The sequence below is a fragment of the Fibrivirga algicola genome (assembly GCF_011742925.1).
Taxonomy (GTDB): Bacteria; Bacteroidota; Bacteroidia; order Cytophagales; family Spirosomataceae; genus Fibrella; species Fibrella algicola.
This window is the reverse complement of record NZ_WAEL01000001.1, coordinates 801,369-817,030: the sequence shown is the minus strand read 5'-3', so window position 1 is coordinate 817,030 and position 15,662 is coordinate 801,369. Positions and strand designations below refer to the sequence as shown.

At 52.0% G+C, this 15,662-nt stretch carries 16 protein-coding genes; 5 read left to right on the top strand and 11 right to left on the bottom strand.

Annotation, left to right across the window (positions count from 1 at the left end; all coding sequences use genetic code 11):
* Positions 1-28: 28 nt before the first annotated feature.
* Positions 29-2,029 (bottom strand): PAS domain-containing hybrid sensor histidine kinase/response regulator, encoded by a 2,001-nt coding sequence (locus F7231_RS03315; protein ID WP_166690879.1) that lies wholly within the window; start codon positions 2,027-2,029, stop codon positions 29-31.
* Positions 2,030-2,287: 258 nt separating this feature from the next.
* Here F7231_RS03315 and F7231_RS03310 point away from each other — a divergent pair, with 258 nt between their 5' ends.
* Together F7231_RS03310 and F7231_RS03305 are read left to right on the top strand one after the other, a co-directional pair.
* On the top strand, positions 2,288-2,722 hold the full coding sequence (locus F7231_RS03310) for a response regulator (RefSeq protein ID WP_085414703.1): 435 nt from the start codon (positions 2,288-2,290) through the stop codon (positions 2,720-2,722).
* A 32-nt stretch (positions 2,723-2,754) separates the two neighbouring features.
* Complete coding sequence (locus F7231_RS03305; protein ID WP_166690878.1) at positions 2,755-3,561, top strand: response regulator transcription factor; 807 nt, start codon at positions 2,755-2,757, stop codon at positions 3,559-3,561.
* 134 nt (positions 3,562-3,695) lie between these two features.
* Here the strand turns inward: F7231_RS03305 and F7231_RS03300 are convergent, their stop codons facing one another.
* A complete protein-coding gene (locus F7231_RS03300; protein WP_085414705.1) occupies positions 3,696-4,184 on the bottom strand; it encodes a response regulator in 489 nt (162 codons plus the stop codon).
* Positions 4,185-4,537: 353 nt separating this feature from the next.
* Positions 4,538-5,074 (bottom strand): DUF2911 domain-containing protein, encoded by a 537-nt coding sequence (locus F7231_RS03295; RefSeq protein ID WP_166690877.1) that lies wholly within the window; start codon positions 5,072-5,074, stop codon positions 4,538-4,540.
* Positions 5,075-5,226: 152 nt separating this feature from the next.
* Here F7231_RS03295 and F7231_RS03290 point away from each other — a divergent pair, with 152 nt between their 5' ends.
* A complete protein-coding gene (locus F7231_RS03290) occupies positions 5,227-5,805 on the top strand; it encodes a LysR substrate-binding domain-containing protein (RefSeq protein ID WP_310589280.1) in 579 nt (192 codons plus the stop codon).
* Positions 5,806-5,847: 42 nt separating this feature from the next.
* Here F7231_RS03290 and F7231_RS03285 read toward each other — a convergent pair whose 3' ends face one another.
* A complete protein-coding gene (locus F7231_RS03285) occupies positions 5,848-6,159 on the bottom strand; it encodes a hypothetical protein (protein WP_085414708.1) in 312 nt (103 codons plus the stop codon).
* A 40-nt stretch (positions 6,160-6,199) separates the two neighbouring features.
* Positions 6,200-6,589, bottom strand: a complete 390-nt coding sequence (locus tag F7231_RS03280) for a hypothetical protein (protein WP_166690875.1) — start codon at positions 6,587-6,589, stop codon at positions 6,200-6,202.
* Between the two features lie 302 nt (positions 6,590-6,891).
* Here F7231_RS03280 and F7231_RS03275 point away from each other — a divergent pair, with 302 nt between their 5' ends.
* On the top strand, positions 6,892-7,968 hold the full coding sequence (locus F7231_RS03275) for a LacI family DNA-binding transcriptional regulator (protein ID WP_166690874.1): 1,077 nt from the start codon (positions 6,892-6,894) through the stop codon (positions 7,966-7,968).
* Here the strand turns inward: F7231_RS03275 and F7231_RS03270 are convergent.
* The 4 genes from F7231_RS03270 to F7231_RS03255 form a co-directional block, all read right to left on the bottom strand.
* Complete coding sequence (locus tag F7231_RS03270; RefSeq protein ID WP_085414711.1) at positions 7,956-8,855, bottom strand: bestrophin family protein; 900 nt, start codon at positions 8,853-8,855, stop codon at positions 7,956-7,958. The two genes, F7231_RS03275 and F7231_RS03270, sit on opposite strands and share 13 nt — an antisense overlap.
* Before the next feature lie 192 nt (positions 8,856-9,047).
* Positions 9,048-9,476 carry a hypothetical protein gene (locus F7231_RS03265; protein ID WP_166690873.1) on the bottom strand — a complete coding sequence of 143 codons (429 nt, stop codon included), beginning with the start codon at positions 9,474-9,476 and terminating at the stop codon, positions 9,048-9,050.
* A gap of 98 nt (positions 9,477-9,574) precedes the next feature.
* A complete protein-coding gene (locus F7231_RS03260) occupies positions 9,575-10,957 on the bottom strand; it encodes a sensor histidine kinase (RefSeq protein ID WP_166690872.1) in 1,383 nt (460 codons plus the stop codon).
* A 3-nt stretch (positions 10,958-10,960) separates the two neighbouring features.
* Positions 10,961-11,647 carry a response regulator transcription factor gene (locus F7231_RS03255; RefSeq protein ID WP_166690871.1) on the bottom strand — a complete coding sequence of 229 codons (687 nt, stop codon included), beginning with the start codon at positions 11,645-11,647 and terminating at the stop codon, positions 10,961-10,963.
* 271 nt (positions 11,648-11,918) lie between these two features.
* On the opposite strand from F7231_RS03255, the gene hemF reads away from it, so the two are divergent.
* Positions 11,919-12,845, top strand: coding sequence for an oxygen-dependent coproporphyrinogen oxidase (gene hemF / locus F7231_RS03250; protein WP_166690870.1), 927 nt, complete (start codon positions 11,919-11,921; stop codon positions 12,843-12,845).
* A 10-nt stretch (positions 12,846-12,855) separates the two neighbouring features.
* Here the strand turns inward: hemF and F7231_RS03245 are convergent, their stop codons facing one another.
* Complete coding sequence (locus F7231_RS03245) at positions 12,856-14,532, bottom strand: M1 family metallopeptidase (protein WP_085414715.1); 1,677 nt, start codon at positions 14,530-14,532, stop codon at positions 12,856-12,858.
* A gap of 38 nt (positions 14,533-14,570) precedes the next feature.
* Positions 14,571-15,659, bottom strand: coding sequence for an o-succinylbenzoate synthase (gene menC / locus F7231_RS03240; RefSeq protein WP_085414716.1), 1,089 nt, complete (start codon positions 15,657-15,659; stop codon positions 14,571-14,573).
* Positions 15,660-15,662: the final 3 nt, after the last annotated feature.

Genomic DNA, 15,662 nt, shown 5'->3' with positions numbered 1-15,662 from the left:
CGTTGGCATTTAGGTACGTATGTATGGGCTATGCTGTGGTCGCCAGCAAAGTCGTTAGCTGAGCCAGATCGACCGGCTTAACCAAATGTTCCGCGAAGCCTGCTTCCTTGCTCCGGCGTTTGTCTTCATCTTGCCCATATCCGCTCAACGCTATCAGCAGGGTGTCTTTTGCCCACGGCTTTTCTTTAATCAGGCGGCAGGCCTGATACCCATCCATGACGGGCATATTGATGTCGAGAAGTACCACCTGTGGGCGCAACGCCTCGGCCGCTTCCACACCCGCCAGCCCGTCGAACCGCGTGTGAGTCTCATTGCCAGTCAATTTTAGCAGCATAGCCAGCGTCGTGGCGGCATCTTTGTTATCATCGACAACCAGTATCCGTCGCTTCGAAGGTAGTTGCGCTTGATTGTTGGGGATCGTTTCCATGGATAGTGGTAGTTCATTCGGTTCAACGGGGAGGTGCACAACGAATTTGCTTCCCATGCCTGCCCCCTTGCTTTGGGCAACAATTCGGCCGCCGTGCAGGCCGACCAATTCATCGACCAGGGGAAGCCCTAGCCCCAGCCCCTGCTGCAAGCGCCCCAACGAAGTATCTACCTGAACGAATAAACCGAATATGCGCGACAGCTCATCGGGTGGAATACCAATGCCCGTATCAGCAACGTGCAATACGGCTTCGCTGCCTGATCGCTGTAAAGCTACGGATATGGCCCCGCCGCTGGGTGTGAATTTGGTAGCATTGCTCAGCAAATTGCTCACGATCTGTTTTAGCCGTGTAGGATCGCCGTTGAGAAAAATGGGCTCGTCGGGCAAAGACACGGATAGCCGTAGGCCTGCTTTATCAATTTGTATACGGTCCGATTCAATCACCAATCGGACAACCGTTACCAGGTCTATGCGTGCGCGTATAAGGTTGATTTTACCCCGGCTGATCCGGCTCACATCCAGCAGATCGTCGACCAAACGCACCAAATGTTTGACCTCCCGGTCCATAATCCCGATGCTACCGGGTATAGCTATACGTTGCTCCTGATCGTAGCTTTCCGGTAGCTGTAGTAAAAGCAACAAGTTATGTAATGTGGCCAGCGGGTTACGAAGTTCATGAGCCAGCAGGGCCAGAAATTCGTCCTTTCGGCGGTTCGCTTCCTGCAAAGCCAACTCTGACGCTTTCCGCTCGGTAATGTCGAACATAACCCCACTCATGTGGGTAGTCACCCCGTTGCGTTCGTTCATAATACGCCCATAGCCACTCATCCAGCGCGTTGATGACTTGTCAGGCATAGCGCGAAACTCTGCATTAAATACGATTCGCTCACGGATAGCTTTAGCGAATTGCTCTTCAACACTCAGCCGGTCGTCTGGGTGTACATGATTGAAAAAGTCGGCTGGGCTAACTGGGTTTGGCCTTGGCTGCATACCAAAGAGCCAGAAGTGTCGGTCGTTCCAGTATACGTTATTCGTTTCCAGCTCCCAATCCCACGTACCCAGCCCAGCCGCATCAATAGCCAACCGCCAGCGCTCTTCCGACGCGTGCTGGGCCTCTTCAGCCAGTTTCTGCCGGGTTAAATTGCGCATGATCTTTACCAGGCCAATCGTAAGGCCAGCTTCACTGCGAAGCGGCGTAGTTGTACCTGACCCATACACCCGTGAGCCATCCTTGCAGCGATGCCAACGTTCGTTTTCTGCATACCCTTCCCGGATGGCCCTATTGGCTTCCTGCTGCGGTGCCCCATCCTGGCGGTCTTCTTCGGTAAACAATAAGTCGCCCAACTGCCCAACGATGTCGGTTTCCGTATACCCAAACATACTACTGGCCCCAAAATTCCAGCTCCGTACCCGACGACTTAGGTCAGTAGTAAAAACGGCATGATCCCGGGCGTTATTCAGAATTAAGCGCTGTAATTCCGATTCCATCCACGCTTCACCAGCCAGTGTTTCATTTCTGCCCGTAGCACTGTCATGGTTTACATCAGCCTCATTTGGATTGGCTGATCCTTTTTTCTCATTGCTAGCTCTACCTAATGCCATTGGTTAGCCTCTAAATATGCATGAAGAGATAAATAAAACCGGCGCTGACATGCCATTGCCAAACTTTACAGCTGAAAGTGAGGACATGGGGTCAATCGACGGGTATATATATTAATTCATGTAGACTTTACGGACATAAAAATCAAACCCGTTTGCGGTTTCAGGGATGTATCGTTCATAAAAGTACCGTTTATCCGTATATGGCACCCTATTGATTTACTACTAAACGAGTTTAACTCGACATAATACTCTACTAATATGGTTGGTAAACCAACGAATAAGGCTTTCGTCTACATTGTCGATGATGCCGACGACTACCGGTTTTTGGTGCAACAAGTGTTTACCCGGTTTATGCCCCAGTATGACACTTCGTTTTTTGCGGGTGGGACCGAGTTACTCACTCAACTCGACGCAGCATCTGTGCAGCCATCGTTGATTCTGCTTGATTTGCACATGCCTGGCATGGATGGCCAGCAAACTCTGTTACGGCTCAAACAGAATCCGGCCTGGAAACTGATTCCGGTGGTAGTCATTACCAGTTCATCGTCAGCTCAGGAAGTACAGGCTTGCTATGAGGCGGGAGCCAATTCATGTTTGGTAAAGCCAATTGACATGCAAACGATGCGGCAATTGCTCGAACAGGTATGCTTATATTGGGTCGAGACAAACGGCCCGTTAACAGTTGGTAATTAGTTGCTTATTCACCACTCGAAATCAGTGTTCCGGTGCAATTTATCAGCAAAATTCTTGAGCAACCCGTACTACTGGCCTATTTCATAGGCGCCAATAACTACACCTGGCTCCACTTCCGTGACGGAGAGCAGCGGTTGCTGGCTAAGCCCTTAACCTACTTCGAACAGCGATTACCCGCCTTTGTTCGGGTACACAAAACAGCGCTGGTCAATCCAGACTGTGTAGCCAGTGTGTCACCACCACCGCGACCCAAACTAAACGGCACAGTACGCATGCGCGACGGCATGGAGATGGCCATAAGTAGGCGTCGATGGGCTGAGGTGGCTCCCCGGCTGCAGCCAATCAACTCAGAACCCGTTGAGGTTAAGGCACTCCCAACGCCGGTGCCAGTTGATCAAACATTCACTCCTTATCGTGCGCCCACCCTAGTGATACTGGCGGTCATGACCGGAGACACCCTGCTGCTTACCCGCGATTGTTTAGCTACCCTGAACGTACCCAGCCTGTTTCAACCGGCCGAATCGGGAGCAGAATTAGCCAACAGCTTAACGCTGGGCTACGAGAAAGACCTACCCGCCCTGATTATCCTGGATGCCCGCACCAAACGCCCAGACAGAATGCTGGCCTTGCGGGCACTGAAAAGCCGCCCACGCCTGCGGGCGATACCAGTTGTCTGGCTAACCAACCCAGACGACGATACCTCTGCTGTATATGAGCTGGACGCCAACTCGGTAGTTGTCATCCCCGACGATTCGGCTTCGCTTATTCGAATCATGCACCGTCTTTGTCAGTACTGGCTCACCGTAGCGCAGTTACCTCCCGGAGTTAGCCTAACCTGATGCTGCCACCTGAGCAATAAAACCTTCGTATGAAACACGATACAGCCAATTCACCATATCACTTGCTCTTGCTGTGATCGAAGCGAGAACAAGTGTTGTTTGTTTGACAAGAAAGCCAACGACCAGCAGGTACGTTAGAACAGGGAAATCGTTGGCTTCGGTAGCGTAACCGTTTCCCACCAATAGGTACGTACCATTTGAAAGTACTCGATCCATTGTTCGACCCGGCAGGGTTTGGTAAGGTAAGACGAACAGCCACGCTGGTAGGCTTCGGTAATATCGGCCCGATCGCTGGAATGACTCAGCAAAATGACCGGGATCTTGCTCATCCCGTTCGGCAACGATTTTATTTTTTCGAGCAATTGCCAGCCGTTTTGCCGATCAGGCAGATAAAGATCAAGAATAATGAGCTTGGGCCAGTTCCATTCTTCAAACTGGCAGTCGTTTAGGTACGTTAGAGCCTGCTGCTCATTGGTAACAACCGTAGATTCGACCTCAGCCAGGCACTGCTTCATCACACGCTTTATAATTGTACCATGATCGGGATTATCGTCTATAGCAAGTAAACGAGCCCCCTGGAAATTAGCGCGAATAGCCTGATCAAATGTCGATGCAATTGTCATGTTCCTTACTGGTTGGTTGAGAGAGGCAAGTTAAATCCTATTAGTATTATAGAAAAGATATAGTTAATGTAAATTAGAGTGACACATCCCTAATAGTCAGTTCAACTCGCACAGCAACGATACCGTTAGTCAGTCGCACTTGAGGGAACAGTTCATAGTTTAGTTACTGCCGCTCATCATCAGCACCTAAGCGATGCGCAGTTTAATCTGGCAGTTTAGAGCGGTGACTGAAACAGCGTATGGCTCAACCATGCAGTGAAGCGTCAGAAGCCAGTTGCTCTTAGGCATATGCACCAACGCAATAAGGCCTGCATCCGAACGTCAGACACAGGCCTTACTGCACTACTTCTCAATTATTTGATAGCCACTGGCACTTCTAAATTCTCCCATTTAAGCGCAAATCCCTTCTTGGTTACTTCGTAGACAAGACGCTCATTCATCGACGATTTTTCTGGCTTGGCGCTCACGGTCAACACGTCATTTGCCGGGTCACGGTTTGAGTCACCTCCCCGCTTAATACCCCACTGGCCGGTTTGCGAGTTGAAAATAAACTGCCATTCTTTCTCGCCCGGAACGGCAAACAGGCTGTATTTGCCAGCGGGCAGTTCTTTACCAGCCACCTTAATGGCTTTGTCAGTCTCGAAAGTGGTGGCTTCATTGGCACCGGCCCGCCACGCTTTGTCGTAGGGAACCAGGCCACCCCAAATCTGGCGCCCTTTCACCGCAGGGCTGCCATAGGTAATGGTGATTGCTGCGCCGCCAACAGTACCCGATGCGGTTGATGGCGGACTTGGCCGACTGGCTTTGTCGCCCTGCGCCAGGGCGCTAAAGGTGGTTAGTACAACGGCGAGTAGGGTAAACAGGGCATTTTTTGCGATGCTGATAGTCATAGAAATTGGGTTTATAGGTTTAAGTAACAACCTATTCGTGAGCAAAGCAAACAGCTCATCCCCAAGCGTTAGCCCAACGCAGCCCCGACTGGCTTGCCTATGGTACTTTTTGCAGATGCGCCAGGTAGAGAGTCTCAACATTCCAGTTTAAAATTAAATCCTACATCGCTACGCTGTCCTTTAATCTGATCATCAAATTTGGTGAGTATCGCGCCATGCAGCAGGATCTGGATAAAGGTGTTATGGACCTGATCATCACCTCAAAAAAGGGAAACCAGCCAGACCTGCGTTACACCCCTTTTTCCAACGAGCGTATTGTGCTGGTTAGTGGCGCAAAGTCAGCTAGTGGGCCATTGCAGACGTTCCTTCTTGCAAATCAGTTCAAGGCTGCCAAAACCTGGTTGAAAGAGCAGGTTTGGTACAACACAGCAGAAGATATGGACACCCTTAAAAAATTCTGGCACCTTAATTTTGGCCGGCATCCCGAGTTTAGACCCAACTGCATTGTCCCTACCATCTGCTCTATCGTGCGCTGTCTGAGCGGCGGAGAGGGATTCGCTATCGTTCCGGATTTTTTGTGTCGCGACGAGATCGATGCTGGCAAAGTGAAGCTGGTGTGGAAAGGCCAGCATGTCCTTGAAAACACGCTGTATTTTGGTATGTGTACGAAGACGATTTACGCGGACGAGATTCGCCAAATGAAGGAAATCGTCGAAAAGCAGGCCGCCTGATCGCGACTGCCTCCCGACAATTTCCCAAGGTTGGCTGATTGATTATGCAAAAAAACTGGGGCGGCGAAATCCATCGGCGGGGTGCCAGCTTGCGTCGCGTCGGCGCAGAGCCTGGGCAATAGAAATAATATCATTGCCGCCTTGTGCCTGTTCTTCCGTACTGGCCTGGTTGTAGTATGGCTGGTAGGCAGGAGCCCACTCAAACAGTTCCGTTTTGGCATCATAGATACCAACGGGCTTTCGCTTGGAGTTTGTTACGAGTTGCTCCATAACCACTTTAGCTTCATCGTGCGTAACAAAGCCGACGTGCTGGTACTGGTCTTTAAGCAGGTAAATTAATGAGTAGCGTTTCATAGTGCTTGTTGTTTTTGAGATCGACGTACCTGAGTTACCGTTACGCCGTTGCCTGTTGTTTCTGTAGAGCCCAGAATCGGTAAATGCCGATTTGCCGGGCTGGCGTTGGCTCACGATGTGGCTTGGCTGGCTGATGAGCCAGCGTTGCCTGGGCTTGATCGATCTTTTCAGTCAGTTGTACCACTTGATTTGTCAGTGCATACAGCTGTTGCTGAATCACCATCAACTCATCCTGAGGCGATATACTCGGTTGTGAGCCGTTGCTTGGCTGGGCCGCAATGAGTGCGTTGCCACCGAATGGAGCCCCCGTGCGGCTATAAGCCTCGAAGCCCGCCGCGTTTTGGTTAACGAATTGTTGAAAATAGCGTTTGATGGTCGAGCGAAGGCTGTTTCCGTCAGCCCGGCCCGTATACTTATGTGTAAATTCCATATTCATTCTTTTTAATGGCCTGACAATCAAGTTGATTTCGAGCCGTATTGTGTAGGTTTCTGTTTTTGACTCAGACCTCAGTTAAAAAACGGGCGACCGTCAAAATTGGTTTAATCGTTTAAACTCATATTGGTCTTAACGGTCATTATTCTTCTTATCACAATCTACATACATCAGAATAATACAATTAAATTAACTATTTTATGATTTAATAAAGACTTTCGATATAAAATATGGCATATACGAACGATCAGATAGTTTAAACGATTAACTATATTATAGGATTTTTTCGCTTTCCAGCTATGATCAGGAAGACGTCGATGAAAGACATCGCGCAGGATGTGGGGGTATCTATTGCCCTTGTTTCCTATGTGCTGAATAATCAAAAGGAGAATCGGATTGGTAAGGAGGTGGCCGAAAAGATTCGGGAGGCTGCAAAACGATTGAACTATCAGCCTAACCAGCTGGCTAAAAGTCTAAAAACCAACAAGTCGTTTACTATCGGATTAATAGTGGCCGACATGGCCAACCCGTTCTCAGCGTCGCTAGCGCGTATTGTTGAAGATGAAGCCGACAAACACAAGTACACAGTCTTGTTTGGTAGCTCGGACGAAAACCCGCAACGGCTTCAAAAAGTCATTGATACGTTGCTGAACCGGCAGGTCGACGGGTTGATCATTGCCGCGCCCGAAGGGTCAGAAGCGCAGTTGGTGGCGCTCCAGCAACGCATTCCGTTTGTGTTGATTGACCGTTATTTCCCCGATTTAACGACGAGCTACGTAGCCCTGAACAATTACACGTCGATTTATTCGGGCGTACAGCACTTGATCGACTCGGGCTACCAGCGAATTGGCATGGTGAGCTTCGATACCAACCTGTTTCACCTCAACGAGCGGAAACGCGGCTACAAATCGGCCCTGAAGGCTAACAACCTACCTTTTGTTAAATCCTGGTTGAAAGAATTAGACCAAGCCACCTTCAGAACCGACATGGCAAAAGCGGTTCGTGAGTTAGTAAAAGGTCCGCGGGCGGTAGATGCCATTCTGTTTGCGTCGAATATACTGGCGCTGCATGGCCTGAAGCAGTTAAACGCCTTATCAGTCAACGTGCCCGAGGAGGTAGCCGTTTTAAGCTTCGACGAAGCAGAAGCATACGATCTGTTCTATACGCCCATTACGTGTATTAGGCAGCCCCTGGTCGAAATGGGTCAATTGGCGACCCACCTGCTACTCGAAACAATTCAGAAAAATAACCGCCTAACTCAGATTAATCTGGACGGCGAGTTAGTGATCCGGGCATCGACGCGGGCACGTAATACCACCCATCAGGGAAATAGGCGGCCCGGTGAGCGCAGTCAGGTACGTGATCATAAGGCATAATAGGCCTCAGCTTCCATCTTCTGCGGCACTGCCCCCACGTTGGCCATCGTTTTCAGATTGATCTCGATCGTGCGGGCAATGGTGGTCATGGGCGTATCCGTCGGTTTGTTCTCGAATGGATCCTGCAACTGTGTCGCACTCTTATCAATCAGGATGAATGCCGAGGCGATGAGTGTCACCAGCAACACGTCCAGTACATCGAGATCGGCTTCAAAACAAAAAGGCAGAATAGCGGCAAACAAATAGATAAACACCTGTAGGTTAAAGGTGTATGTTCGCGGGAAAACCGTGTTCTTGATCCGCTCGCAACGACCCATCGAGTCGGTGAGTTTAGTTAGCAGCTCACTCAGGCTCACCATCTGGTAATCTGTCAGTTGGTCTGTATCATACAACTGGCGAATGGCCATGCCGTGCTCCAGCAAAAGCGCGTTGGGCTTGTTATCAAACGTCATGATGTAACGGGCGTTGGCAGCCGGCAAAAACTCCCGCAGATGTTGACTCATGTCTACGCCCCGCAACGAGTCGCCCAACACGTAGCACCAGGCACATTGACGCCGTACGAAGGATTCGATGATGGCATCCCGATCAGGACCGTTTGGTATGAACAGCATCAACTGACGAATAAACGACCGGCTATCGTTTACGATCGATCCCCAGGCAATGCGGGCTTCCCACCATCGTTCATAGGCCTGATTGGTTCGAAAAGCGAGCAACAGCGAAATGCAGGTACCAATTAGGGTTGGCACAGCAATAGGTATGGTCAGAAACCGTAACCCCAAAAAGTGCTTCGTCACCACCACCATGCAGGCAAAGAGAAAAACGAACAGCGCTTCGCGACGAATTTTTCGAAAAAAGAAAATAAAGGGGATTGGTTTATCAAGTAGCATACCGTGAGTTGGTTGAAAGCTGGCCGTCCAAAGCCCGGGCGTGTATGTCGGACCGGCGCGATGTGCAGGTTAGCCAGTCGTTGAAAGCAAGCTGTCTCTTGCCGTTGCCGGATTGGTCGCTCGCTGCGGGGCTGTGCCTGCGTAGCATCCAGCGGATAGCAATAGCCGGCCGGTCAGCAAATAGTAAGTTGGCTACGAGTGAGCAGTCTGATAGCCGGTTCTGAAAACGGCGTCGACTAGTTTCACTAGTTGAACACCCATCCGCTGGCCAAGTCCGGTTAGCTGACCAAGACCTACGGCGGCATAGCTGATCCAGAAGATAAATTCCGATACCGGCGACTGGGCAATGAACGCTGTCAGACCGGCCAGGAACACCAATATGGTCAGGTACGTTGGCAGCAGGGTGTAAGGGTTCTGGTGATGCGTTGCCTTGCCCGGAGTTGTGAAGTAATCATTCTCGATTCGTAGCCGCCGGGTCGCCTGCCAAAAGGCGCTCCCGGCTAGAAACAGACCAACGCCAGCCGCGATCGAGATCCAATCCCAAAGGTCAGCTCCGTTTACCAATTCTGTAACTGTATTAACGACTGAATCAGTTGAATAAAAGCCTGTTGAGTTTTCCATTTTACGTTCGTATTTGTGTACGCGCAAAGGTAGAACAGGGCTATTAGGACAGGCTTACAAGGCAATTAGAAATAGATTGCAAGCTAATTATAAATAAATTAGAACCTGCCTCGGCGTGAATGTGGTAAGCTGATAGTGAATGTGCTGCCTCTCCCTGGCTCACTCACCACGTCAATACGTCCCTGATGCAGTTCGGCAATGCGGCGGCAGATGGACAACCCAAGTCCGAAGCCATCGTGTGAACGCGCATTGTCGGCCCGGTAGAAAGGATCGAAGATATGGATTAGCTGATCGGGTGAAATTCCGATTCCCTCATCAGCTACCCTGATCCGGCAGTTAAGCGAGTCGGTATCAATCTGAACCTCAGCCCGGTGGTTTTCGCTGTACTTGCAGGCATTGTCAAGCAGGTTAAGCACCATTCGCCGTAGCAACGCTTCATCACCAAGTACCTGTGGGTAGTCATCAGCCTGCGACAAATTCATAAGATTCACATCGACCCGGTAGTGCGGGTGGGCGCTACACAGTTCGTCAAGCGCAGAAAACACCACATCGTCGATCAGGACGGGTTCACGCAGTAATTGAAGGGGGGCATCGAGCGCGCGAGCCAATAACAACAGGCTGTTGGTCAGGTTAACGATCCGGTCTGTATCTGCGGTAAGCTGACCCAGGATAGCCCGGTACTGCGGCACCGACAATTCATGGCGCAAGCCAAGCTGTAATTCTGATTTGAGGGCGGTCAGGGGCGATCGCAGTTCGTGTGAAGCGTGCGAAATAAATGTGCGCTGCTGCTCGAATGCCTGTTGAAGCCGCCCCAGTACCCGGTTGAAATTGATGGCCAGTTGAGCCACTTCATCCTGCCGATTTCCTTCGTCGAGCCGTTTCTGTAGGTTGCCCGCGTTGATACTACTCACCTCCTGATTGATACGGCTGATAGGTCGGAGTGACTGTCCGGCAAATAAAATACCCAGCCCGACAGTGAGGCCAATGCCAATCAGTAAGCTCCAGCTCAGAGTGCGGCGCAGGTCGAGCATGTCAGCCTCGCCAGACCGGTCTCGCGCCGAAGCCACTACAGTGAGTGCCTGCTTTCCTTCGGGTGCATACAAGCCAAACACCTGTTGATCAGCCAGTTTTAGTTTTACAATCCCTTTGCGCCGAATGTCGGTGAGCAACCACGCAGGTACCGCCAGCGAGTCATCGTCAATGCTGGCATAGAGTAACCGGTTGCGGGCGTCGAACACCAGTACCTTCTGCTCATACAGGGTAATGAGCGTGTTGCGGTCAATGACGCGCAGCAGGTTTTGGTCCAGCTCTTTTACCTCCGTCAGGAACCGGACAGTAGTACGTGCCCGCTGTTCAAGGCGATTGTAGAATTCCCGCTGGCGGTACTGCTCAGAGCGGACGTACGTATTCAGCGAAAAGACGAGCAGAATACAGGCTACAATGAGCGAAAACTGAAGCGCAATCCGGTCACGAATGGTCATGGATTACTCGTTTTTAAGCACGTAACCAAACCCGGAGCGGGTGTGAATAAGCTTGGGCACAAAATCACGGTCGATTTTGCGGCGTAGATAATTGATGTACACCTCCACCACATTTGTCCCCGAGTCGATGTGCAGGCCCCAGACGTGTTCGGTCAGGTCGGCCCTGGATACGACTCGCCCCTGATTCTGCAACAGATAAGCCAGCAGGGTAAACTCACGCGCGGTCAGCTCGATGGGTACGTCGCCCCGACGAACAAGTTTAGTCGACATATTCACCACCAGGTCAGCTAATTGCAGGATTTCCTCCTGTGGCGACGGACGTTGCCTCGATGAACGCCGCAGTTGGGCCGCAATGCGGGCACTTAGCTCGCGCAGGTCGAACGGCTTCACCAGATAATCGTCAGCTCCCAGTTCCAGCCCCTCTACTTTATCTTCAATTTCGCCCAACGCCGTGAGCATGATGATCGGGAGGTCTGGTTTTTTACTCCGCACACCCCGGCACACTTCGAACCCGTTAAGCCCCGGCAGGTTGATATCCAGAATTAATAGATCAATCGGCTTGTCGAGTGCCAGTTGCCGACCAGCATACCCCTCATAGGCTACCTCGGTGAGGTAGCCTTCGTCGCGGAGACTTCGGCTAATATTCTGGGCAATACGGCGATCATCTTCAACAATTAATATAGTTTGCATACAGGAATTCACAGCCATTGAGTCACCTATCAGCACGCCAGAACCGGTTAATTCAGGCTCATTGCGCCATCGACAGAATCAACTAAAAAGCGCGGCAGATAGTCGCAAATGTTATTAAAAACACGTTAAAGAACTGCGTGTCACTGCACAGCCTGAATGGGTTCATCAGCCAGAATGAAGTATCTTTGCCCCTCTTTTCACAGGCACAGCACAACCAGTCAATTGGCCGTTCAGGACCAGACAAAGCTGCTGCAACAGGTATTTTTCCCGTATGCAACAACCACCCGACAGACACCAGATTACCACGTACCTGCAAGGTCTTCAAGAGCAAATCTGCACCGCGCTCGAGCAGGCCGATGGGTCAGGTACGTTTCGCGAGGACCATTGGCAGCGCCCCGGTGGTGGAGGCGGCCGGTCGCGCGTGCTGGCCGACGGGACAATCATTGAGAAGGGAGGTGTTGGCTTTTCGGCCGTTGAAGGTGAGGCGTCGGAAGCGACCCTCCGGCAGTTGAACCTGACTGACCGGGCTGCCGGACCACCGCCGACTTTTTACGCCACAGGCGTTTCCATCGTGATTCACCCGCGCAATCCGCGTGTGCCGATCATCCACATGAACGTGCGCTACTTTGAGCTGAGCAACGGCACTTACTGGTTTGGTGGCGGTATCGACCTTACGCCGCACTACGTTGTGCCCGACGATGCGCGTTGGTTCCATCAGCAGCTTAAAACCGTTTGTGACCAGCACGACCCGAGTTATTACCCGCGCTTCAAAACCTGGGCCGACGACTATTTCTTCATCCCGCACCGGCAGGAAACACGCGGCGTTGGCGGTATATTTTTCGACTATCTGAAGGAAAGCGACACGGTCAGTAAGGCTGATCTGTTTGCCTTTCACCGGGCAGTAGGCGAATCGTTTGCGCCCATTTACACGCATTTCATGCAGCAAAACCACAACCTCCCCTACTCGCCCCGCGAACAGCACTGGCAGGGGTTACGCCGGGGCAGGTACGTTGAGTTCAACCTAGCCTGGGACCGGGGTACCAAATTTGGGCTGGAAACAAACGGCCGTACTGAGTCGATCCTAATGAGCATGCCCCCGCAGGCCAACTGGATCTACGATTACCACCCCGAAGCGGCCTCACCCGAATCCGATACGCTGGCTTGGTTACGAAAGGGCGTCAATTGGGCAGACGTGTAGGGGGCGGTCCCTACATGCCCGCCATCTTGGTCATCAGGTAATAATTGGCGTCGATGTTGACGTCTTTTACGTTGGCCTGCCGGAGAGTCTGCCAGTTGGTCGACGGAGTTACGGTGCGCACCGGGCCGGCATCGTTCAGACAAATCTGCACGGGCATAGTGAAGCCTTTCTGGCAGTCGGTGAAGCGGTAGGCTACACCCTGGGGTGTCAGCTTATACTCCAGCGTAGGTACGCGTGCGTCGCGGAGATACTGATCGAATACCGGTTTCAGGGGCAGGCCCGTTTGTTTGGTCAGGAAGGTCTCAATCTGCTGCGTTGTCACGGTCTGGTGGTAGAAGGTCTTGTTCAGGCCCCGCAGAATCTGCCGCCACTTCTCGTCGTTACCCACCCATTGCCGAATCATGTGCAGCATGTTGGCTCCTTTGTAATACATATCGCCCGACCCTTCGCTGTTGACATTGTAATCACCAATGATCGGCCGGTCATTACGGATGCCTACGCGTGTACCGATCACGTATTGGGCTCCGGCGTTTTTACCAAACAGCGCTTCGGTATAGAGGTTCTCCGAGTAAGCCGTAAAGCTCTCGTGAATCCACATGTCGGCGATATCTTTGTAGGTAATGTTATTGGCGAACCACTCATGCCCTGATTCGTGCACGATGATAAAATCCCAGCGCAATCCCCAGCCCGTCCGGGACAGATCGCGACCCAGGTACCCGTTTCTGAAGCGGTTTCCGTAGGTAACCGAACTCTGGTGTTCCATACCCAGGTAAGGCACCTGCACCAGCTTGTAGCCATCTTTATAGAACGGATACGGCCCAAACCAGTTTTCGAATACGCGCAGCATCGACTTTGCCTGCTGAAACTGTTCGCGTGCGGCGGCTTCGTTCTGGGGCAGGGCGTAGTAGGATAACGCCAGTGGCCCGGCCTCACCCTGATACGTTTCATTCCAGGTTACATACTTCGCAATGTTGACGTTGACGCCGTAGTTATTAATCGGATTTTCGACCGCCCAGTCGTAAGTACGTGTCTGATCGGCATTGGTGACCACCCGCCGTAGCGTTCCGTTCGACACGTCCATGTAGGGCTGAGGCACGGTCACGCTGATCAGCATCGAGTCGGGCTCATCGGCCATGTGGTCTTTACAGGGCCACCATACGCTGGCACCCAACCCCTGGCAGGAGGTGGCGATAAACCAGCTTTTGGTAGAGTCGCGTGCCCACGAAACGCCGCCGTCCCAGGGGGCATTGCGGGCCACGCGGGGTTTTCCGGCATACTCCACCGTGATGGTTTCAGTGCGGCCGGGGCGTTGTGGTTTAGTCAGCGTAACAAAATGCGCGTTGCCGTCGGTGCGCACGGCCAGCGGCTTTCCATCCTGCTCGGCCCGAATCAGCTTCATAGGCGATTGCAGATCGATCTGCATAACCTGGCCGGCTTTCAGAACCCGGTAGCGGATGGTGTTGCGGCCAGCAAACGTACTATCGTCGGGCGTAACACGTACCTGTAGGTGGTAATGGTTCAGGTCCCACCAGCTTCGTTCGGGGGTCATGGTGCCGCGCAGGGTATCCTGACGGGTGTAAGCCTGTTTGTCGACAAGTAGTTGACCAAAGGCGGGTATCGAGCCGATAAAGAGCAGGTAACCCACCAGCAAACTGGCAGGAAGGCGGAGACAAGCAGTTGATGGCATGTGTTAAAAAAAGGAAATTCAGACTATCGTAAACCGGACTACGGGCGCAAGCCATTCAGGTGCCACGGGGTAGCCGGGTCATAACGCAACGTACCCGCGTCGATGCGTAGCGGGCTGCTGATGTTGTTATGATACAACTGACCGGTACCAAGCCCCTGGGGAATCAGGTTCTTAAACTGCGATGCGTACTGGGCAATGGCATTCAACCCGATATTTGATTCCAGCGCCGACGTGATCCACCAGCCGATAGACAACCGGTTAGCTAGTTCAATCCATTCGTCGCAGTGACGCAGGCCACCCAACAGGGTTGGTTTCAGAATGATATACTGCGGCTGAATCTTCTTGAGCAACCGAAATTTATCGACGTATTCCATGTGGCCGATTAGTTCCTCGTCGAGGGCGATGGGCAGGGGCGTTTGCCGGCAGAGGTCGGCCATAAGCTCGTGCTGACCGGCGGCGATGGGCTGTTCAATGGAATGCAACTGGTACTTAGCCAGTCGCTCCAGCTTCGCCAAGGCCTCGTCGGGCCGGAACGCACCGTTGGCATCAACGCGCAGGGTGATCTGTTCGGGGCTATATTGCCCGCGAATGTAGTCGAGCAGTGCGCACTCCTTGTCGAAGTCGATTGCCCCGATTTTGAGCTTGATGGTGGTATAGCCCGCCGCAATCTTCTGATCGATCTGTTCGCGCATGGCTTCGTGAGAGCCCATCCAGACTAGCCCGTTGATGGGGATCGCCCGCCGACCGTGCACAAATTCAGTATCACGAATAAGCCGGTTTCCGCCCGACAAAAAGTCGTGCATGGCCGTTTCCAAACCGAATAAAATGCTGGGGTGCTGCTGACTGATAAGCTGGTTCAGTATAACCGTAACATTCCAGTCAAACAATTGGAGGTCAAGGTGATTGAAGTACTGGCAGTATTCCGAGAGCCGGTCTTCAAAATCAGGAATATCGTCGAGGCTCAGGCCGCGTAGAGGACCACATTCACCGTAACCAACTACATCGGGTTGGTCAGAATCGACTAAACGAAGAAAATAGGAGTCTTTTTGGGTAAGCGTCCCCCGCGAGGTGCCAGCCTCGAAGGTGAAGTTAAGCGTATATTTCAGGTAGCTGACCCGGAGACTCATTGG